This window comes from Streptomyces sp. NPDC047515 (assembly GCF_040643055.1).
Taxonomy (GTDB): Bacteria; Actinomycetota; Actinomycetes; order Streptomycetales; family Streptomycetaceae; genus Streptomyces.
On the sequence record NZ_JBEYTM010000030.1, the window covers coordinates 24,620 to 41,542 of the forward strand.

Annotated in this window: 23 protein-coding genes; all 23 read right to left on the bottom strand. The window is 68.5% G+C overall.

The genetic code is table 11. The features are described from left to right. Positions 1 to 7: 7 nt before the first annotated feature. The 23 genes from ABZ826_RS23595 to ABZ826_RS23705 all read right to left on the bottom strand — a co-directional run bounded on the left by ABZ826_RS23595 (position 8) and on the right by ABZ826_RS23705 (position 16,914). Complete coding sequence (locus tag ABZ826_RS23595) at positions 8 to 364, bottom strand: hypothetical protein (protein WP_361451564.1); 357 nt, start codon at positions 362 to 364, stop codon at positions 8 to 10. 56 nt (positions 365 to 420) lie between these two features. Further along, complete coding sequence (locus ABZ826_RS23600; protein WP_361451567.1) at positions 421 to 756, bottom strand: hypothetical protein; 336 nt, start codon at positions 754 to 756, stop codon at positions 421 to 423. Continuing rightward, a complete protein-coding gene (locus tag ABZ826_RS23605; RefSeq protein ID WP_361451570.1) occupies positions 756 to 1,199 on the bottom strand; it encodes a hypothetical protein in 444 nt (147 codons plus the stop codon). The genes ABZ826_RS23600 and ABZ826_RS23605 overlap by 1 nt, the downstream gene beginning before the upstream one ends. A gap of 20 nt (positions 1,200 to 1,219) precedes the next feature. Then, the gene (locus ABZ826_RS23610) at positions 1,220 to 2,074 is read right to left on the bottom strand and encodes a phosphoadenosine phosphosulfate reductase family protein (RefSeq protein WP_361451573.1); all 855 of its coding nucleotides are present in this window, start codon (positions 2,072 to 2,074) and stop codon (positions 1,220 to 1,222) included. A 112-nt stretch (positions 2,075 to 2,186) separates the two neighbouring features. Then, positions 2,187 to 2,528, bottom strand: coding sequence for a hypothetical protein (locus tag ABZ826_RS23615; protein WP_361451576.1), 342 nt, complete (start codon positions 2,526 to 2,528; stop codon positions 2,187 to 2,189). A 172-nt stretch (positions 2,529 to 2,700) separates the two neighbouring features. Beyond that, positions 2,701 to 2,928 (bottom strand): helix-turn-helix domain-containing protein, encoded by a 228-nt coding sequence (locus tag ABZ826_RS23620; protein WP_361451579.1) that lies wholly within the window; start codon positions 2,926 to 2,928, stop codon positions 2,701 to 2,703. A 144-nt stretch (positions 2,929 to 3,072) separates the two neighbouring features. Beyond that, on the bottom strand, positions 3,073 to 3,615 hold the full coding sequence (locus tag ABZ826_RS23625; protein WP_361451582.1) for a hypothetical protein: 543 nt from the start codon (positions 3,613 to 3,615) through the stop codon (positions 3,073 to 3,075). A gap of 219 nt (positions 3,616 to 3,834) precedes the next feature. Beyond that, entirely contained in the window at positions 3,835 to 4,062 is a 228-nt protein-coding gene (locus ABZ826_RS23630) for a hypothetical protein (RefSeq protein WP_361451585.1), read from the bottom strand. 771 nt (positions 4,063 to 4,833) lie between these two features. Further along, positions 4,834 to 6,075, bottom strand: a complete 1,242-nt coding sequence (locus tag ABZ826_RS23635; protein WP_361451588.1) for a ParB/RepB/Spo0J family partition protein — start codon at positions 6,073 to 6,075, stop codon at positions 4,834 to 4,836. Continuing rightward, positions 6,069 to 7,238 (bottom strand): ParA family protein, encoded by a 1,170-nt coding sequence (locus ABZ826_RS23640; protein WP_361451591.1) that lies wholly within the window; start codon positions 7,236 to 7,238, stop codon positions 6,069 to 6,071. The genes ABZ826_RS23635 and ABZ826_RS23640 overlap by 7 nt, the downstream gene beginning before the upstream one ends. 143 nt (positions 7,239 to 7,381) lie before the next feature. Continuing rightward, positions 7,382 to 7,537, bottom strand: a complete 156-nt coding sequence (locus ABZ826_RS23645; protein WP_361451594.1) for a hypothetical protein — start codon at positions 7,535 to 7,537, stop codon at positions 7,382 to 7,384. Between the two features lie 29 nt (positions 7,538 to 7,566). Next, a complete protein-coding gene (locus ABZ826_RS23650; RefSeq protein ID WP_361451597.1) occupies positions 7,567 to 8,364 on the bottom strand; it encodes a DUF721 domain-containing protein in 798 nt (265 codons plus the stop codon). Next, positions 8,361 to 9,590 (bottom strand): cell wall protein, encoded by a 1,230-nt coding sequence (locus ABZ826_RS23655; RefSeq protein WP_361451600.1) that lies wholly within the window; start codon positions 9,588 to 9,590, stop codon positions 8,361 to 8,363. The genes ABZ826_RS23650 and ABZ826_RS23655 overlap by 4 nt, the downstream gene beginning before the upstream one ends. Before the next feature lie 388 nt (positions 9,591 to 9,978). After that, the gene (locus tag ABZ826_RS23660) at positions 9,979 to 10,461 is read right to left on the bottom strand and encodes a hypothetical protein (RefSeq protein ID WP_361451603.1); all 483 of its coding nucleotides are present in this window, start codon (positions 10,459 to 10,461) and stop codon (positions 9,979 to 9,981) included. A 438-nt stretch (positions 10,462 to 10,899) separates the two neighbouring features. Beyond that, a complete protein-coding gene (locus tag ABZ826_RS23665; protein ID WP_361451606.1) occupies positions 10,900 to 11,322 on the bottom strand; it encodes a hypothetical protein in 423 nt (140 codons plus the stop codon). Further along, positions 11,319 to 11,726, bottom strand: a complete 408-nt coding sequence (locus tag ABZ826_RS23670; protein ID WP_361451609.1) for a DUF6221 family protein — start codon at positions 11,724 to 11,726, stop codon at positions 11,319 to 11,321. Before ABZ826_RS23670 ends, ABZ826_RS23665 begins: the two co-directional genes overlap by 4 nt. Continuing rightward, positions 11,723 to 12,148 carry a hypothetical protein gene (locus ABZ826_RS23675; protein WP_361451612.1) on the bottom strand — a complete coding sequence of 142 codons (426 nt, stop codon included), beginning with the start codon at positions 12,146 to 12,148 and terminating at the stop codon, positions 11,723 to 11,725. The genes ABZ826_RS23670 and ABZ826_RS23675 overlap by 4 nt, the downstream gene beginning before the upstream one ends. Continuing rightward, positions 12,145 to 13,017: a hypothetical protein gene (locus ABZ826_RS23680; protein ID WP_361451615.1), complete on the bottom strand. Its 873-nt coding sequence runs from the start codon at positions 13,015 to 13,017 to the stop codon at positions 12,145 to 12,147. Before ABZ826_RS23680 ends, ABZ826_RS23675 begins: the two co-directional genes overlap by 4 nt. Further along, positions 13,014 to 13,289, bottom strand: coding sequence for a hypothetical protein (locus ABZ826_RS23685; RefSeq protein ID WP_361451618.1), 276 nt, complete (start codon positions 13,287 to 13,289; stop codon positions 13,014 to 13,016). The genes ABZ826_RS23680 and ABZ826_RS23685 overlap by 4 nt, the downstream gene beginning before the upstream one ends. A gap of 28 nt (positions 13,290 to 13,317) precedes the next feature. Next, positions 13,318 to 13,635 carry a hypothetical protein gene (locus ABZ826_RS23690; protein WP_361451621.1) on the bottom strand — a complete coding sequence of 106 codons (318 nt, stop codon included), beginning with the start codon at positions 13,633 to 13,635 and terminating at the stop codon, positions 13,318 to 13,320. 45 nt (positions 13,636 to 13,680) lie between these two features. After that, positions 13,681 to 15,387, bottom strand: a complete 1,707-nt coding sequence (locus ABZ826_RS23695) for a DNA cytosine methyltransferase (protein ID WP_361451624.1) — start codon at positions 15,385 to 15,387, stop codon at positions 13,681 to 13,683. Then, positions 15,387 to 16,310 carry a Rad52/Rad22 family DNA repair protein gene (locus tag ABZ826_RS23700; RefSeq protein ID WP_361451813.1) on the bottom strand — a complete coding sequence of 308 codons (924 nt, stop codon included), beginning with the start codon at positions 16,308 to 16,310 and terminating at the stop codon, positions 15,387 to 15,389. The genes ABZ826_RS23695 and ABZ826_RS23700 overlap by 1 nt, the downstream gene beginning before the upstream one ends. A gap of 91 nt (positions 16,311 to 16,401) precedes the next feature. Next, positions 16,402 to 16,914, bottom strand: coding sequence for a hypothetical protein (locus tag ABZ826_RS23705; RefSeq protein ID WP_361451627.1), 513 nt, complete (start codon positions 16,912 to 16,914; stop codon positions 16,402 to 16,404). Positions 16,915 to 16,923 lie beyond the last annotated feature (9 nt).

Sequence of the window (16,923 nt, forward strand, 5' to 3'; positions counted from 1 at the left end):
GGGGTACTCACAACGTGGCTCCCGGCTGCCCGGCCTGGCGGAGAAGGTTGCGTGCGGTGTCTTCGGTGACGTACAGGTGGTTGGCGATCTGCGGGATGGTCTGGCCCTGCTGGGCGAGTTCGGTGGCTGTGCGCGCCCAGTCGTTGACGCGCCTGCGTGCGGCCTTGACTGCGATGGTGTGGAGGTAGCCGTCGATGAGGCCGGTGGCGTAGTCAGGGTCGTAGTCGTCGGCCATAGCGGCGCGGGCGTGGATCCGGCGGGAGGAGAGACCGGTCATAGCGGCGAGTTCGCCGTCGGTGTAGCCCGTGGTCCAGCTGCTGTTCGGGCCGTCCGTGTCGGCGGGGGCGATGGTCATGGTGGTCATGGCGAGTTCCTGTTCCAGGTGGGGGCCCGGGGCGCGGTGGCCCCGGGCCAGGGAGATCAGGTGGTCGGGGTGGTGGCGCCTGGGGCAGCACGCTTGGAGGAGCACGGGACGCAGGCGGGTACGCCGCAGTCGAGACCGAGGGCGTGCTCGGTATCGACGGTCCACGCGTAGCCGTGGTGGAGGACGACGGCGTACATGACCGGGTCGAGGTCGCTGGTGGAGTTGAACCGCATCTGGGCGAAGGTGGCGTTGAGTTCGTTGGCCAGGTTCAGTGCGCCGCCGAGGGTCTCGCGGTCGTGGATGTCGTCCATGCCGGAAACCCAGACGGACCATTCCTGGTCCTCGTAGCCGAGGCGGGTTCGGTCGGGGCCGAAGAGGGTGGTGTTCGCCATCAGGCGGCGCTCCGTTCGGTCTGGTGGGGGATGTCGGTGAGGGCGTCGGCGGTCTGGGCGGCGCGGAGGATCGCGCCGATGACCTCGGGCATGGTCGGCGCCTGGTCGTCGCCGTTGCCGGTCCATACGGGGGTCATGGCCCAGTGGCAGACGTGCTCGATGTAGTCGTCGAGGCCGGTGACCAGGTCGACGGGCGGCTCGGTGGGGAGGACCGCGGACAGCATGCGGATGGCGTCCATGGCGGGCTCGCACGACTGGATCTGCAGAAGGGAGTAGTCCTCGTCGGTGAGGAAGCAGTTCGGGGTCTTGCCGGTGACGGCGCGGAAGATGGCCGCGGTGATATCGAGGCGGCCGTCGATGGTGGCGAACTGGGGGCCGGTGTGGAGGCCGAAGTAGTTGAGGACGTGGGCGGTGGTGCGGAGGACGGTGCCGGTGCTGGACATGGGTGTCTCCCGGTGTGGCGTCAGTGGGTGGCGGCTGCGGCGACGATGTCGGCCATGGACAGGTCGGCCTTGAAGGTGTGACCCAACTCGTCTTCCAGAGCGGCGTACTTCGCGGCCATGTCCGGGCGGAGCCTGGCGGCGCAGAGGAGGTCTTCGCGGCTGGCCAGGACGCAGAAGGAGCAGGAGAGTCGCTTCATGCCCTTGTCGTAGGCCCAGTGGTAGCGGACCCCCGAGGTGCGGATGCGTGCCCACACGTCGTCTTCGGACCAGTGCAGGATCGGGTGCCAGACGGTCACCTCACGGACTCCGCTGGACGCGGACGGGTCTACTGCGAGCTCGGGCTTCTTTGCCCGCCCCGACGATTCCTGGGCGCGGAGGCCGAGGCAGTACAGGACGCGTGCCTGCCGGTCGAGGTTCTTCTCGCCGACGAGCTGGGTGATGAGCTTGCGGGCAGGCCCGCGCTTCTGGTCAGAAGTGCAGTACCTGGCTGCTGATGAAGGCCAGGCGGGTGTTGTGGTGTCGCCCTTGGCGCGGAGCTTGCTGTGCCGGTCTCGGATCTGGTCGAGGAGGAGGCCCTGCTCGCGGTGGCGCATCTCGAACCGGAAGCCGTAGTGCTTGGCCTGCTCCTGCGCCAACTCGGCGGTGCCGGGCCATTCCACCTCGCCGAGGTCGTTGTGGAGTACGACGATGCGGTCTTCGACTCCGGCGGCTCGGGCGAGTTCGGCAACGTAGTCGAGCATGGCCTGGGAGTCCTTGCCTGCCGAGCTGGCAACCAGGATCACGTCGTACTCCGCAAGGCTCGGAGTCGAGTCGGGGCGAATGTCGGCGGTGTCGATGAGGCTGGTCTGCTCGTGCTGGGCGGTGGTCCGCGACATGGGTGTCTCCCGGTTCGGCGGTTCGTGGTGAAGGGGCTGTGCACCCGGCCCCGGGAGCTACTGCGCACCCCTTCGGGTGTGGTGCTCGACTCGGGGCCGGGGAGTTGAGGGGTCAGTCCTCGATGGGCCGGGGGTGGGCGTCGGCGCAGTCGGGGCACTGGAGGCGGCCGAGGTTGTATCCGGTGGGCTCTTCGGTGACGAGGGCGTCGGGGTCGTCTGCGTCGAAGATGCAGCCGCAGATGCAGGGGCAGGCGCACTTGAGGATTTCGTTGTAGCGGACGCCGGTGATGCCGGTGATGGCGATCAGGGCGGTCATGAGGGCATCGCACTCGGCGGCGGAGGTGGTGTTGTCGGCCTGCTCCATGAGCTGGTCGAAGAGCGTCTGCTGGCCCGGGTTGAGGTCGCCGTAGTTGATGGTGGCGGGGTGTGTGCGGGCAGGGGTGATCACGCTCATGGCGGCGCTCCAGGGATGGGTAACTCGATCCGTTCCCTTGCGGGTTGGGACCTTGTCGGCTCTGCCAGACTAGCCACATTTCATTGCGCGCGCAATAGGTTACGGGTGTGGGCATGAGAAAGCCCCCCACTCCGAGCTGCTGGAGTGAGGGGCTACAGGCGGGTGCCGGCGGTCAGCGTCTGCGGCGACTGGCGACGTACTCCTGGTGCGCCATCAGCACATCCGAGAAGGGGACATAGATGCCACCTTGCCGCTCAACGGGTATGCCGTCGCGGCGAATCCACCTGCTGATGGTCGACTTGGATACGGGGTGACCTGTCGGCTTGAGAAGTTCGACGCACTCCTTGAGCGTCATCAGGTCACTGGCCGGGCGGTATGGGACGAACGCGTTCATGGCCATGCGCGGAGCTCCGCTCTCGACGGCCATCGTTCGCAGCTCCGGCGGCCGATTACGGGGTGGACGCGCCAGTGGAGGTGACGAATCCAGTTATGGGTGTTGCGTGATGAAAGGGTGGTGACAGTTGGTAGACCCGCGAGGTCCGGGTCAGGTTGCGCTGATCTTCAAGCTTTTCTGCCGGGCGATGTGCTGCTGCGCCAGGTGCGCGAGCGACCAGGTGCGGGACAGCCCGTCGTCGTCCACGCAGTAGTGGTTGACGCACACGGCTGCCTGCTGTGCTTCTCTCCAGAAAAGCCCCCAGCAACCACACCCTGGGCAGGGGTGGCGGCGGATGAAGCTGGTGTCGCCCATAGCGAGGTCGTACTCGAGGCCCTGCCGGTAGATGACCTGCTCCCGGGCGTCCTGCAGTTGCGGGGCGAGGTGCGCGGTTCCGTGACGCCACCACTCGTACCGGTCTGCCGGATTAGCGGGCCGCGGCCGGGCTGGGGTGTGGGCGGGTGGCTCCACGGCGCGCATGTGGTCGTCGATCTCGGCGGCGGCTGCTGCCATGCGATCGACGATGCCGATGTTGAGAGGGGCGGGCGCCTCGACCTGGGTGGCTTTGCGTCCGTCGCCGGGTCCGGAGCGGGTCGGCTGAACGAACTCCGCCTGCAGGAGGCGAAGTCGTTGTGCGGTGGTGTCGTCTCCCATGGTGTCCCCGTCCCGTAAGCCGGCCTGGGGGCGCGGTGCGTGACGGTGTGTGTGCCGGGCGCGCGCCGGTGGCCGGAGGCTGTCACTCCGGGTGATTCCGGACGCTCCAGTCTGGCACGGGACGGTCACGAGTTAAACAGAACGTCGTAAGTGATCAACGGTGCGTGCGGGGTTGTTGCCGACTCGTCATGCATTGTCCGGCATTCACTCCCGGCATATTCAAAGCAGCATCGGTGAGTCCGCCATCCCCGCAATCATGCCGCGTAGCGTCTCGTGTGCCTCCTCCCCGACCACACCTTCGGCGCGGGCCCCGTCCAGCATCAGCAGGACCGCGCCCAGCGTGACGCTGAACGCATCAGCGGTCTGCGGGTCCGTCAACGTACGGCCATGGGACAGGAACATCGCCTCCATCGTTTCGGCGAGCTGCTGTTGCGGTGTCGGCGGCACGGGTTCAGCATCGGGGACGTGGGGTCGGCGTCCACGTCCGCGCCCGAAGCCGGCGCGCTTCTTCAGGGGAATGACTCGTGCGTGAGGGCCTGGGGGCCCGGATCCGGGGTGGGTGGGCTCGACTGCTGAGGGCATGGGGCGTCTCCGCTCCTCCGGCATCGGGAAGGGCAGCCGCGCACTCGCAGTATGTGCAGCCTCCCCCGGGTGGCTGCCGGTGGCCGTACCGGGGAGTGCCACTCTGACACCTGTAGTCGGTATCCGGTAAGCCGAGCCTGAGTTTTGATCCCTCCGTGGCCCGTGGAGGAGTAGTCTCCCGGCCAGTCACGGACAGGTTCTGGTGCGGGTTGGTGGTGACAGAGTGAAGCCCCCGTGGCGGCCGGGGGCGGAGTTTTGCCGACAACGTCCCGGGGCCGGCCGCGGGGGCCGAGACCTCACGGGCATGCCCGCCAGATGTCGCGATTGTAGGCCGCGAGTTCGCCACACCGAAAGCTTTCGCGCGTATCCGGTGGTGGCGGAGGGGCAGGGGCAGAGGCGCTGCGACTGCCGGGTGGGAAGACCTCTGCCCCTGCTGCCGGCCGCCTGGTGACGGCAACGGCTCTTCCACCCAAGCCGCGGGTGCGTGTAGGGGGAAGGGGCCTGTCCGGGGATCACTCGGCCGGGTGAACGAAAAACCCCGGCAAGCCCCGGAATTTCGACCGGAACCGGCCGGACACGACAACGGCCCCGTTCCTCCACCAAGCGGCGGGAGAACGAGGCCGCGCGTTGACCGGGCTACACGCCATCCATGAGGTGGTCAGCCAGCAGCTCACGGAACTGGGGGCTTGCTGCCGCCTTGAGGTCGGCCGCGGCCGCCTCGGCGCCCCCCACCAGCTCGAAGTAGCGCCCCATCGCGTTGCGGCGCTCCTCCGTGCTCAGCTTCCGGAAGATGATGTCCATGGCGGCCCGGCCGTCATACCAAGGCATCTTGACCGGGGGACGTTCCGCGACTGGCGGCTTGGCCGGAACGACGGAGGCAGTCTCCGCAGGAACGGGGGTCAGTTGGGCGCGCGGTTCGGGCAGTGCCCGGCTCGGCGCCTCAGGCGCCCGTACTGGTTCGTCGACGACGGGACTCGGGGCTGTGGGGGACGGCTGCGCGTATACCGCGGTATACGCGGGCTTTGCGATCGACGGCTCCGCAGGGAGCTGCTGTGCGGCAGCTGATTCCGCCGAGCTCGGAGCATCCGGCGCGGCAATTATCACGGCGTGATAATTCTGCGGCTCGCTCTCCGGAAGGCTGGGCTCGGGCTGAACCGGCTTGCTGGCTTTCGCCGCGCGCCGGCGGGCCTCCTCAGCACGCGCATCCGCCTGCGCCCGCTGCTCCTCGGGGTTGAGCTTGCCAAGATTGCGGAGCTGCTCGCCCGTCCGTCGCCCCGCCGCCAGGTCGGCCTGCAGTTCGGGGCTGAGCTTCAGGAATGACAGCTTGGACGAGATCGTGGACTGCCCCATCCCTAGGCGCTGCGCCGCCTTCGCCTGGCCGCCGTAGAACTTCACGAGCTTCTCGAGGGCGATCGCTTCCTCGAGCTCCGTCATGCCGTCGCGGTGGTAGTTCGATACGAACGCGGCCTCGAGGAGAGATTCGTCGGTGGAGACCAGGGCGTCGTCGACTGTCACCTTGATGGTGTCCAGGCCGACGCGGCGTGCGGCCTCGAGGCGGCGGTGGCCGTCGATGACGAGGTGGGTGGCGCCCGGGTCGAGGGCGCCGGCACGGTCGGGCCGCTCGTCCAGGTATGCGTCGATGGTGGCGACGGTGATGGCGTTGACGACCCCGACGTGGCGGACGGTCTCCGTCATGTCGTCCAGGTTCCGCAGGTGGTCGCGCGGGTTGTCGGGGTTCTGAGAGATGAGCCCGACCGGGAGTTCGGTGGGCGTGGGCTTCTGCCCGATGTTTTCGATGGCGTTGCGTCGGGCGCTTCGGGCTCCCCCGGCGCGGCTGAACGCGGAGGACTGGGCGAACTGCTCGGACTTGGTCACCATGCGGCACCCCGGGCGATCTGGCGCATGGCTTCGGCCTGGTCGCTGTGCGGTGCGTAGGAGAGGAGCGGCTTGCGCATCCGGACGGCTTCGCGCTGCTCCTTGAGGTCTCCGATGATGGCGAGGACCCGGGGGTCTCCGAGGTCGCGCCACTGCTTCAGGGATGAGGTGGCGACGACGCCGCGGCGGCTGTCGTAGAGGTTCACGACGAGGCCGAGGTAGTCGATGTCGAGTTGGAAGTCGTCGCGGATGTCCTCGATCTGCCCGGCGAGCATGGAGTACGCGGTGGCGGAGGAGTCTTCGGCGAGGACGGGGATGATGACGCCGGATGCGCCTTGGGGTTCTCCTTGGCGGCGGCGCCCGTAGTAGAGGGCGGCGTCCATGGCGATGCCGAGGCTGGGTGGGCAGTCAACGACGATGACGTCGAAGTCTGCTTCGACCTTGAGCAGTGCACGCTCGAGGGCGCTTTCCTTCTGGATGCCGCGCTTGCTGCGGTCCATGGACTGGATGGCGATCTTGGCGTCCAGGAGGAAGCCGTCGAAGCAGGCCGGTAGCAGGTGGAGTCGCTTCTCGAATCGCGGATCGTCTATGACGACGATCAGGTCGCGGAGGTCTCCGGAGCCTTCGTCGCACATGTGGGAGACGAGGCTGTCGTGGCCGGGCGGGATCTGTTCGACGGCGAGTTGCTGGCTGAGGTGGCCTTGCGGGTCGTAGTCGACGAGCAGGACCCTTTTGCCTTCCTCGGCGTAGGCCTGGGCGATGCCTGCGGAGACGGCGGTCTTTCCGACGCCGCCTTTCTGGTTGCAGACGATTTTCCGCTGGGGGATGTCGCCTGTGGGGGCGCCGCCGGGGGAGGGGTGTGCGTCCAGCCAGCGGCGTACGGACTGGGCGAGACCCTGCGTGTAGGAGACGCCCCGGTCGGTACAGGTGCCTTTGAATTCGTCGTAAAGACCGACGGGCAGCCAGGTGCTGTACGACTCGGCGCCGGCCGTGTCGACGACCGGGCCACCTTGAGGGAGTTGGCGCCAGTCCTGCACGGCTGAGGTGACGGCGTCCTGGATGTCCAGGCCGAGCTCGGCGGCGCGGATCTTGAGTTCTTGGCGGAGTACCGAGGGCAGCTTGGACGCCACCTTTTCCCGGTCGCCGTCGGGGTAGGGAGAGGCCATGGCGTCACCTTACTGACCCTCATGGGGTGGGTGTTACCCGGTTCGTCGTTTCTGATGGCGTTTCACCCTCTCGGCGTCCCGGATTATCACGGCGTGATATTCCGGAGCGGCCTCCCGTACCTCGCCGCGGCGACGCCCGATTATCACGGCGTGATAATCGGCTCCGGATCCTCCATCTCGAGGAACCCGTCGTGGGTGGTCGTCTCCGCCGGAAGGTCAGGCTCGATGAACAGCCCCCGGTACGGAGGCTTCGGTAGGCGCCTCTCGGTCTGGCTGCTCTGCTGCGGAACTGCGGTCATGGTGGTGCTCCGTTCATTCGGTGGGTGGGTCAGGCGACGTCGAAGGCGCGGCGGACGGCCTTCCCTCCGCTGTGCTTGTGGTGGAGGGCGGCTTGGATGCTGGCCTGAAGGCTGTCGGCGGGTTGGCCCGCGGTGAGGGCTTCGAGTGCGGCCACGGCGTCGGTGAACGCGGTCTCGGGTTCGCGCCGTTCGGTGAGTGCCTGGTTCTGCCGGTCGATGGCGGCCTTCACGTAGGGATTGGCGGGGGCGGTGTCGGGCTTGTTGGCAAGGGCTGCAGCCAGGGCCTGGCGGTAGCCGGAGGATGCGGTCTCGCGGGTACGGACCGGTCCGGCCGGGGCGGCCTGCCCGATTGGCTCCGGCTCGGCGGCCGGGGTGCTGTTGCTGAGCGGACCGACGGGCAGGACGCGGATGGAGCGGACCGCGGGACGGCCCAGCTTGTCGTTGATCTGGCGGGCCAGTTGTCCGCCCAGGAGCCGGAGTTGCGAGGCGTATGCGTGGGAGCCTGGGCGAAGGTCGAGCCGGCCGCGTTCTGCGTCGTATCCGGCTGGTTCGACGTGCCCGGCGTACTGGGGGCACAAGGTGTGCCACTGGTCGTTGATGCGGCCGCCGCGGAGGTTCCCGGTGTCGTTGTCCCAGCCCTGCTCGGTGCTGATCTGACCGAGGATGTCTCCGACGCCGAGGGGTTCCCTGCCGCCAGTCCGGGTGGCGTGCATTCGGCGGGGTGCCCGCTTCGGCGAGAGGGTGCTGCCTGCGTTTGCTTTGTAGGCGGCGAGGGCCTGGCGTGCGAGGTCGGCGCCAGCTGAAGTCTGTGGCTTCGGGTCGGTCATGCGACGACTCCTGACTGGAAGCTGGCGGATGCGGCGAGGCGGGCGGCGCGGGAGGCGAGGGCGGTTCCGTACAGGTCGATGGCGTCGTCGTCGCCGTGGTCCTCGAGGTGGTCGATGACGATCTGGAGGTCGTACTTGGCATGGGCTCGTGCGGTGCGCCGGTCGTCGTCGGTGCGCGGCGTCCGGGAGAACAGCGCCTCGAGGGACGCAAGGTCGGCGGCCTCTTGGGGTGTTGCCCGCCAGGTCTGGTTGGCGAGCCGGTTCTCGGCTGCTGCGAGTTCGGTGTTTTGTGCGGCCTGGCGAATGAGGGCGGTGCGGATGTAGGTGGCGGGCTGCTTGGGTCGCCAGCCGAGGCACATGCCGGTTAGTTCGTCGGCGATCTGGGTGGAGTCGAGTCCGCGGTCGAAGTAGGGGCGCAGGACGTACGCGAGGCGGCGCAGGGATTCTTTCTGCGTCCAGTTCACCAGGGCACGGACCCGGCGGGTCTCTCGGATCTCACGGGCTACCTGCAGCGGGGTACGGCGGGCGGGGTCCTCGTTGCTGCTGCGGGTCTGGTTGGGGAGTGATGCGGTTCGACGGCCCGCGTGCGGGGTGTAGTTAAAACCCCCCACCATCTGAACCTGACTCTTTTCATTAGCTGAGGTAAGGGAAGGGGGCTCACAAGATCGTTCCGAAGAGTTGTCCACAGGCCCCGAAGAGGCGTTGTCCACAGGGCCCGTGACGGTGGTCGCGGGGCGGGCGTCGGGCATCTGCCGGTAGTCCATGACGATCCGTGCGCCGTACCCGGTGCCGATAATGCGGTGGCCCATGGCGTGGTCGTAGGCGGCCGGGATGACCGCGGCGTACACGGTCGCGGTGGCGGCGTACCCGCCAAGGCCGAGAGCGCGGCGGACATTGGCCTTTGTGCCGTGCTGGACCCAGGCTAGAGAGCCGAGCTCGCGAAGGTAGGCGACGTGGCGCTTCACGGACGCCTTGCTGACACCGGTACGGGCCACGGTCTCGTCCAGGCAGTAACGGACGTGCCCGGTCGAGTAGTCCATGCGCGCCCCCAGGTCACGTGCGATGACGAGCGTGGTGGCGTTCGCCCGCGGGTGCAGGCCGGCTGCGATCAGCCATTCCACGGAGCGAAGCCACCGACGCGGGCCGCTGTGGCGCGACGCGGTGTGCTCGACCTCCTGAGAGGCACCACGGACCAGGGCGACCTGACCCGCACTGTACTCGTACACGCGTTCGAACGTGTCATGTGGGGTGTTCGTGTCGCCAGGAGTTTGCTGGCACGGGATGCCGCCGATGGCGGGGGACTTTTGCCGCGAATCGCCCGTCCGGGCGTGCAGAAGCTGACAAGCGGTGCTCGGGTACGGCACTATGTACCTGCTTTCCTCGTAATGGCGGGCATGCAAAACGCCCGGTGTTGAGGTGGGTGGTTCGTGAGGAACCTCAAAGTCGCTCGACCTGCTCGGCCCCGGTCGCCAAACCGGATCTGAGAGTCGGGCCTTAGCTCGGTCGCCAAAACCGAGCCGTATGAAGTGGCCGCGCACGGTGCGCCAACACCAGCGGCCGGCGGTAGAGGAAGTGCCCCCGCCAAGGGGCCCAGGACCTTCCGCCCGATAGTTGCTACGTCACCTGATCTCCCTTGCTGGGTGAGGTCTGCTCCTGCGCCTTTCCGGCGAGGAAGTCATTGCGGAACCCGCCGCGTTCGGCGACACGCAGCATGTCCTGCGTCCAGTCGCTCGGTCCTCCGGGGCCGTCCCAGGTCTCGTTCCACCCCGGCCGGTAGTCGGGGTGGTGGCGCCACATGCGCGTGAAGAACCGCATCGTGGAGCAAGGGAAGCCGTTCGAGCCGTGGCAGGTGAAGCACTGCGCCCAGCTCTTGCCGTCATGGCCGACGTAGGTGGCGTGCTCGGTGACAGCCATCCGCAAGGACAGGATGCGGTCGACGGTCTGGTCGCGGGTGGGGCCAGCAGGGAGCTCTTCGGCAGCGGCCATCTCTTCGCGGAGACGCGCGTACACGAAGTCCTCGGCGAGGAACTCCCAGCCAAAGTCCGGGTCGGTCTCAGTGAGGTACTGGGCGACTGTGTTCTCGCCCTGGGCGCTCATCGCGTGCTGCGGGTAGTGGTGACGGGGCCCGCGTGCGTCGGCGGTGTGATGTTCACGCCGGTCTGCGGGGTCCCACTGTCTGATAGCCCGGGTGTCCGGGTACGCTGCCTCATAACGGCTGGCACCTTCAATCGCTTCGAATCGGTGTGGTGTCGGTCCGGCCCCGCTCCTCGGTGTGCAACCACCGGGGGAATCAGCGGGGCCTTTCCTGTTGTCTTGGTGGGCCGTTCGGCCGGTCTCATATCTGAGTGGTCGTCTGGCGCCAGGCTGAGCCTACCGGTAGGGCACTCCACTTGTCGCTCCTCTTGCCCAACGTGTCGTTGATCTGACTTGTCATCCGATAGGCAGGTCATCGCACGGGTGTGCCTGGCCTGCGGTTGTGTCCTATAAAAGTGCACACTAAATAACTTGATCATGCCCGGAGTGGTCGTCATCACTTCACGACGCAATCCGCAGCAACAAAGGGATAGGGGACTCCGGGCCGGTTCGGAGGTCGAGGATCTGTCCCGACTCCCCTCTGTCCTGCTCCGGTTGGGGCTCTGCTCGGCGTTCGGCGCGGGCCCGCGTCGCGGCGGCCGTGCATGTGCGGCAGCGGCAGCCGTAGTTGTTGTACCGGGCTTCGCCGTGGGCGACGTCCTCCACCCTGGCCTTCCTGCCCTCAGCTTTCGCGTCGGTGAGGGCCTGAGCGAACTGGCGGTCTGTGCGGGCGGTTCGGGTGGGGACGTTGCGGTGGATGCCGATGTGGTCGGCTGCGGCACCGAGGTACATACCGGCCCGGACCGCGTCCAGGTACTGAGTGCGCAGGGCGGTGTTGAACACGGCGGGTCGGCCGCGACCGTGTGCGGGGCGGGTGTTGGTCACCGGTCGCCCTCCGTCCAGCCGTAGCCCTCGGCGAGGGACTGCACGACGGATTCCAGCGCGCGCAGGTTTTGGCGGGCGGCGGTGAGGAGGTCGATGACGTTCGGGTCGTCATCGTGTTCGGCAAGGCGTTTCGTGGCCGTGTAGAGGTCCACGATCTTTCGGTCGGCGGCGCAGCGGCGCAGGACCGACTTCGGGTCATGCAGGGCGATGTGAGCCTGGACCGCTCGGGTTTGCCGGCTGCTGAGCGCGAAGGCTTCAGCCACCGAGATGAGGTCAGCAGCAACGACCACGTCGTCGTCCGGCCGTGCAGTCCATGGGCCCGCAGGAAGGGACTGGGCGAGTTCCTCGCGCGCGGTGATGGCGGAGTCCAGGTAGGCGAGGATGGCCTCGCCCTGGGCGGTCATCGCGTGCTCCCGTTCCGGGTGGTGCGGGCGTCGGCGTCGGCGGGGTGACGGGGTGGGTGGATGCTGCGGGACCGGGCGGCCTTGCCCGCCATCGCCTCGTATCCGGCGTCCTGCAGCTGGGCACGGAGCCGGTCCAGGGCCTCCGGTGTCCAGCTTGGCTGTGCGGCGAGCTTCCCAGCCCGGAACCCGACGGGAAGGGCTGCGTCCCAGATCTGGCGGACCACCCACGGGTCGACGTCGGGGAACAGCAGCTCCGGGAGCTTCTTCGGGGTGCCGGCGGTGTCGAGCATGGCGGCGGCGAGGAGTCCGGCGAGGTACTCCCCGGATGACTGGCAGCGCTCGGCGAGGATCTGGTCGGCGGGGGCGGACGGCTCGGCGGTCGCGACCGCGGTCTCAGGGGTGGTGTCGGGTGTGGTGGTCATGCGGCGGCCTCCAGGGCGGCGGGGAGGGGCAGGGCGGGGGTGGCCGGTTCGGTGACGAGGCGGAGGTGCCTGTCACTGGTGCGGGCGGCCGGGCCGGGGCCGGCGGGACCGCGGCAGGTGGTGGCGCGTCGGCGGTAGCGGCGCTTGCGCGGGGTGAGGAGTGCGAGAGGGAAGCCGGGTGCAATGCGGCGCTGCCGGGACCCGTCCGTGTTCGGGGCGGCCGCGATCGGCCACAGCCCGTCCCACACGATCCGGTGGTTGGCGGGGAGCAGTCCGTGGTGGATGGCGGCGAGCAGGAGGTCGTCGCGGGTCGCCCGTTCCTTGTCAAGTCCGAGGAGCGAGCAGAGCGCGGAGCGGTGCCAGTTGGTGCGGCGGACGTCCATCCCCGCCCGGCGGGCCACCCGCGACTCGTACAGTTCGACCGCCAGGGCCCGGAGGACGGCGAGTTTCTGCGGGGACCGGGCTTCGGTCAGTGCCTGCTCCGTCACCGTGGCCGTTCCGGCCCGGCGCGCGATGAGGGCGCGGTGACGTTCCAGGGCGACCTGCCCGCCCCACACACCCTCCGGCTCCGCCAGGTGCACCACCTCCGGCGACCCGCCCGAACCCGCCTCGACGACCTCCGTGTTGGCGTAGGCGCGGCACAGGGCCTGCACGGGGCAGAACCCGCAGATCTGCTTGGCGGCGTTCTCCCGGGCGATCCGTTCCTTCTGCGGCTCCGCCCCGTCCCCCGTGTACGGGGCCCACGCATCCACGGACACGTCCGGGTCGCCAGCCGAGGCGCGCGGGTTGTCCGGGTCGGGGGCGCAGCCGCGGTACCGGTAGTGCGGGTGGTCGGTCAGGTGCTGCCGGGCAATCAGCGGCGTCGTCATGGCGTGTCCCCCTCCTTCGGGTTGTGGCGGGTCGTGCGGGCCAGCTCGGCGTCGACGATGCGGTCGGCGGCTTCCAGGACGCGCTGCTCTGCGATCGCGGCGTCGATACGGCGCCGAAACTCGGTCACGTCCCGGTGCTGGCTGGCCTCGGTCAGACGACGCGCGGCGCGCTCCAGGATCAGAGCGCGCCGCGCGGAACGAATCTGCCACCAGCAGTACAGGCCGGCGGTCAGGGCCACGGTGGTGAGCACCGCGGCGATAGTCAGGGTCACGGTGCTCACCTCCCTACGGGCAGCGTGGTCAGGCGGCAGACTTCCGGGCGCGACGCTTGGCTGCACGCCATTCCTGGGCGAGGCGCGTGCGCTCACGCATCTTGAAGGCGCCCTTCTGCTCGGGAGTCGGCTTGCGCCCCTCGGAGACTGCGGTCTCGTAGCCGTTGGCCAGCCTGTCCCGGCGGGCGTAGAAGAGGACTTCGCTGCTATGGGTCATGACGCCAGCAGCGCCGCGCTTGTAGGCGATGCCGGAATGACCAGATGCAATCCATTCGTTCACGGCCTGCACGCACCTGGGGTGCCCGCAGTAGGCGGTCTGCTCGGTGGTGTCCCGGTTGGCGCTCATGGAAGTCTCCGATTCGGTAGATGGCGGCCCCGCGGGTGCAGGGGGTCAGGCTGCGGCGGCGAGTTCCGGCTGCGCGTACCGGTCGAGCTCCTCGCCAGTGATGGCTTCGACGAGGGCGCAAAGGATGACCTCGGCCGCGTTCGGCGTAACGGCGTTCCCGTACTGGCGGACCTTGTCGCGCTTCGATCCGAGGACGATGTAGTCGTCGGCGAAGGACATGGCGCGGCCGATTTCGTGTGGCTCAAGCATTCGGAACCGCACGTCGTTGATGTCGACGTTGCCGCGCACGAGGGCGTACCGGTCACGGGTGGACAGTGCGCCGATTGGCTCGGCCACGGTCCGGGCGGTCCCATTGCTGTAGTACGGGACGAGAATGTCCTGCCAGGTGACCAGGGACTGGTGACCGGCCGTCGTCAACGTTCGCAGGGGCTCGGTTGCCGGTGTGCAGTGCTCGCCGCCGGGCCCCTTGCGACTGCTGTTGTTGCGCATGACCATCGCGGGCAGCTCAGGCATGACGAGACCGTGGTGGTTACCGGACGCGGTGACCGTGGCAAGCGCGTCGGTCACGGACCGGGCGACGGATCCGCCGCCGCGAAGTTCGGCGATGAACGGCAGCCAGGCCAGGCCGGTTTCGTTCCGGGTCGTCATGGTGCGCAGCGGGTCGTGCGCGGAGCGGGCCTCCTTGCCGTCACGCCCCTCGACCGGGACGAGGAGCGGCGGGACCATCAGGCCGTCGTTCTCCCGCGTCGTTCTGGTGGCCATGGGCTCACCGACGCTGACCGCCGAGTCCCGCCAGGTGCCGCCGGCCGGGACCATCATCGGAATGGGCTGGGAAAACTTCTTCAGCCCCGCCTCGATTCGGGCGATCGTCTTGTCCGCAAGAGGCTTGGTTCGGTCGCCGATCCGTTGACCGGGAATGGACCAGTCGATCGCCGCAGCGGCGGGCAGCACCTCCGGCTCGACTATCTGGTTCCGGCACGTGGTGCGTGGACACCGGTACACGTACTGGGTGCGGTACCGGCCCATGTCCCGGCCGGGCGTCTTGAACACCTGCATCGCCTGCACGTACTCGTCGCATCCGGAGCACCAGGCGCGCGGGCGCAGCCACTTGTCCCAGTCCGGCGTCCGGCCGAGGGACTCGTGCCAGTACCCGACGTACAGCCGGTCGCGGGACTGCGGGGCAGCGTGTACCGACCGCGGGTTGGCGTGCATGGAGTTCAGGGCGATGATCCGGGTGCGGTAGCCCATCTTGTGGAGTTCGCCGATCCACCGGTCCCACTGGTCCCAGGCCCGGACGTCGGTCACGTTCTCGACCACGCCCGCCTTGACCAACCCACCACGCTCGATGACGCCGCGCAGGTACAACGGCACCTCCTCCATGAGCGCCCGGGACTCCTCCTCCAGGTCGGCCGGCTCCTCTTCCTGCTGCTCGACGAGGAGGTCCAGAAGGCTGCCCTGCATGGCGGTGTCGAAGTTCCGGCGCTTCCCCTTGGCGACAGACCAGTTCGTGCATTCCGGGGATGCCCAGAAGATGTCGGTGACCGGCCAGTTCCACACGGGCGCCTTGCGGATGTCGCCGCGGTAGTGGCTGGCGTCGGGGAAGTTCGCCTCGTGGGAGTCGATGGCCTTGGCCCAGTGGTTCGCCGCTCTGGTGACCCGGACGCCGGGCACCGAGTGCGCGCCCTGACTGCTGCCGCCTGCGCCACAGAACCAGTCCATGACGGACAGCGCGGTGTCGTCGTTGCGGTACATCAGGCAGCTCCCTTCTCCGCGTCGCCGTGCTGGGCGAGGCGCTGGTTCAAGTCGGCGATCCGGTCGTCCAGCAGCTTCCGCAGCGTCATCCACTCGCGACCCGGCGGCGGCCCCTGCACCTCGTCGTCGAGGACGCTGTGCTCCTCCGCATCGCCCTTGATCTGGATCAGGGGCAGCGGGTTCCTGTTCTCCCAAAGGTTCGCGACCTGCCCCATGAGCCGGGTGAGGTGCGTTGCGCGCTCTGCGTCGGACAGGCCGACGTTCGCCGGTGCGGCGCCGATCGTAGGGGCAGGAGAGGGCTCGTCGGGGGTCCGTGTGCCCGGCTCCGGCTGCACGGGCGGGTCGTTCGGCTCGGGTACGGGGGCGGCCGCCTTCTCCCACTGCTCCGGAGGGTGCGCGGCCGAGAAGTTCACCACGGGTAGCGGCGACCCGTTGTTGTACAGCGACAGGCCGAACGCGTCACCAAGGTGGGTGGCGGCCCGCTTCAGCGCCTGCGAGGTAGCCGTCTTCATCGCCATGTCGTGGGAGTCGCCCAGGTTCGGCAGGTTGTTCCCAACCCCGGCGGCTTCACCGTCCCAGTGACCGAGAACCTGCCCGTGCACATCCTTCACGATCAGGCGGACCTGCGCCCGGTAAACGACCGTCCACTTGGAACGGTTGCCGTTGGGGGTCTCGATCTCGCGCACCAGGGTCAGCTCACGGTTCTCCGTGTCGTACCCGGCGAACCCGAAGACGCGCAGCAGGTACCGCTTGATGTCCCAGGCTTCCATGTGCGCGAAGCCCTTGTCGTCCTTGCCGATTCGCTTCGGATCCACGGGGCGGTGGAGGAGGCGCAGCTGTGGGGCGGTGAAGCGGGTGGCCTGGTTTTGGGTGTGCGAGGTGGGGCCCTCCGCCGTACTACTGGCGGGGGCCTCAATGGCCATAGCCACGTGAGGTCTCTCCTATGGGGTTGTGATGTGCGGCGGGCGGCGGCTCAAGTTGTCGGCGTCCCGAGCCGGCCAGCCCGCCGTCGGGCTACTGCACCGGCCAGGTCGGCTTCGGCGCGTACGGGCCGACCTTGTACTTACGCATCAGCCAGTCCCGACCGACCAGCGCGGGAGACGGGCCATCGTCGTCCTTCGCCTCGACCTGCTCACGCAGGGCGCGGGGGATCCGGACGTTCAGGTTGGCCGTTCCGGTCGCGTTTCCACGAGTAGCGCGCGGGAGGTCGACCGGTGTGAACGTGCCGGCGACGTAGGCGTTGAGCCCCTCGACGACGTCAGCAGTCAGGTTCGCTCCTGCCGCGGCCGCCAGCTCCTTGATCTCGTCGCGGAGGAAGTTCGGCATGCTGATCGGCAGGTTCGGGTCGCCGGCCTTCTCGGGATTCTCGACCTGCTCCGCCTTGCGGATGAGCCCCCAAGCGCCCGGGGCCAGCACCTCGTCAACAGCGTCAGCGAGGTGGGGTGAGTCGACCTCACGGAGCCGTGCGGAGGCTGCGGTGAGGCGTTCTCGGATGGTGGCGGCGTTCTCGTTACGGCGGCGGGCCACGAGGGGTCC

Bases quoted from the DNA above. Each gene is read 5' to 3' on its own strand.
- ABZ826_RS23620 (WP_361451579.1), bottom strand. From the start codon at position 2,928: ATGGCCATGAACGCGTTCGTCCCATACCGCCCGGCCAGTGACCTGATG.
- ABZ826_RS23600 (WP_361451567.1), bottom strand. From the start codon at position 756: ATGGCGAACACCACCCTCTTCGGCCCCGACCGAACCCGCCTCGGCTAC.
- ABZ826_RS23615 (WP_361451576.1), bottom strand. From the start codon at position 2,528: ATGAGCGTGATCACCCCTGCCCGCACACACCCCGCCACCATCAACTAC.
- ABZ826_RS23595 (WP_361451564.1), bottom strand. From the start codon at position 364: ATGACCACCATGACCATCGCCCCCGCCGACACGGACGGCCCGAACAGC.
- ABZ826_RS23605 (WP_361451570.1), bottom strand. From the start codon at position 1,199: ATGTCCAGCACCGGCACCGTCCTCCGCACCACCGCCCACGTCCTCAAC.
- ABZ826_RS23645 (WP_361451594.1), bottom strand. From the start codon at position 7,537: ATGACCGCAGTTCCGCAGCAGAGCAGCCAGACCGAGAGGCGCCTACCG.
- ABZ826_RS23650 (WP_361451597.1), bottom strand. From the start codon at position 8,364: ATGACCGACCCGAAGCCACAGACTTCAGCTGGCGCCGACCTCGCACGC.
- ABZ826_RS23670 (WP_361451609.1), bottom strand. From the start codon at position 11,726: ATGACCGCCCAGGGCGAGGCCATCCTCGCCTACCTGGACTCCGCCATC.
- ABZ826_RS23675 (WP_361451612.1), bottom strand. From the start codon at position 12,148: ATGACCACCACACCCGACACCACCCCTGAGACCGCGGTCGCGACCGCC.
- ABZ826_RS23700 (WP_361451813.1), bottom strand. From the start codon at position 16,310: ATGGCCATTGAGGCCCCCGCCAGTAGTACGGCGGAGGGCCCCACCTCG.
- ABZ826_RS23680 (WP_361451615.1), bottom strand. From the start codon at position 13,017: ATGACGACGCCGCTGATTGCCCGGCAGCACCTGACCGACCACCCGCAC.
- ABZ826_RS23640 (WP_361451591.1), bottom strand. From the start codon at position 7,238: ATGGCCTCTCCCTACCCCGACGGCGACCGGGAAAAGGTGGCGTCCAAG.
- ABZ826_RS23690 (WP_361451621.1), bottom strand. From the start codon at position 13,635: ATGAGCGCCAACCGGGACACCACCGAGCAGACCGCCTACTGCGGGCAC.
- ABZ826_RS23625 (WP_361451582.1), bottom strand. From the start codon at position 3,615: ATGGGAGACGACACCACCGCACAACGACTTCGCCTCCTGCAGGCGGAG.
- ABZ826_RS23635 (WP_361451588.1), bottom strand. From the start codon at position 6,075: ATGGTGACCAAGTCCGAGCAGTTCGCCCAGTCCTCCGCGTTCAGCCGC.
- ABZ826_RS23610 (WP_361451573.1), bottom strand. From the start codon at position 2,074: ATGTCGCGGACCACCGCCCAGCACGAGCAGACCAGCCTCATCGACACC.
- ABZ826_RS23660 (WP_361451603.1), bottom strand. From the start codon at position 10,461: ATGAGCGCCCAGGGCGAGAACACAGTCGCCCAGTACCTCACTGAGACC.
- ABZ826_RS23695 (WP_361451624.1), bottom strand. From the start codon at position 15,387: ATGTACCGCAACGACGACACCGCGCTGTCCGTCATGGACTGGTTCTGT.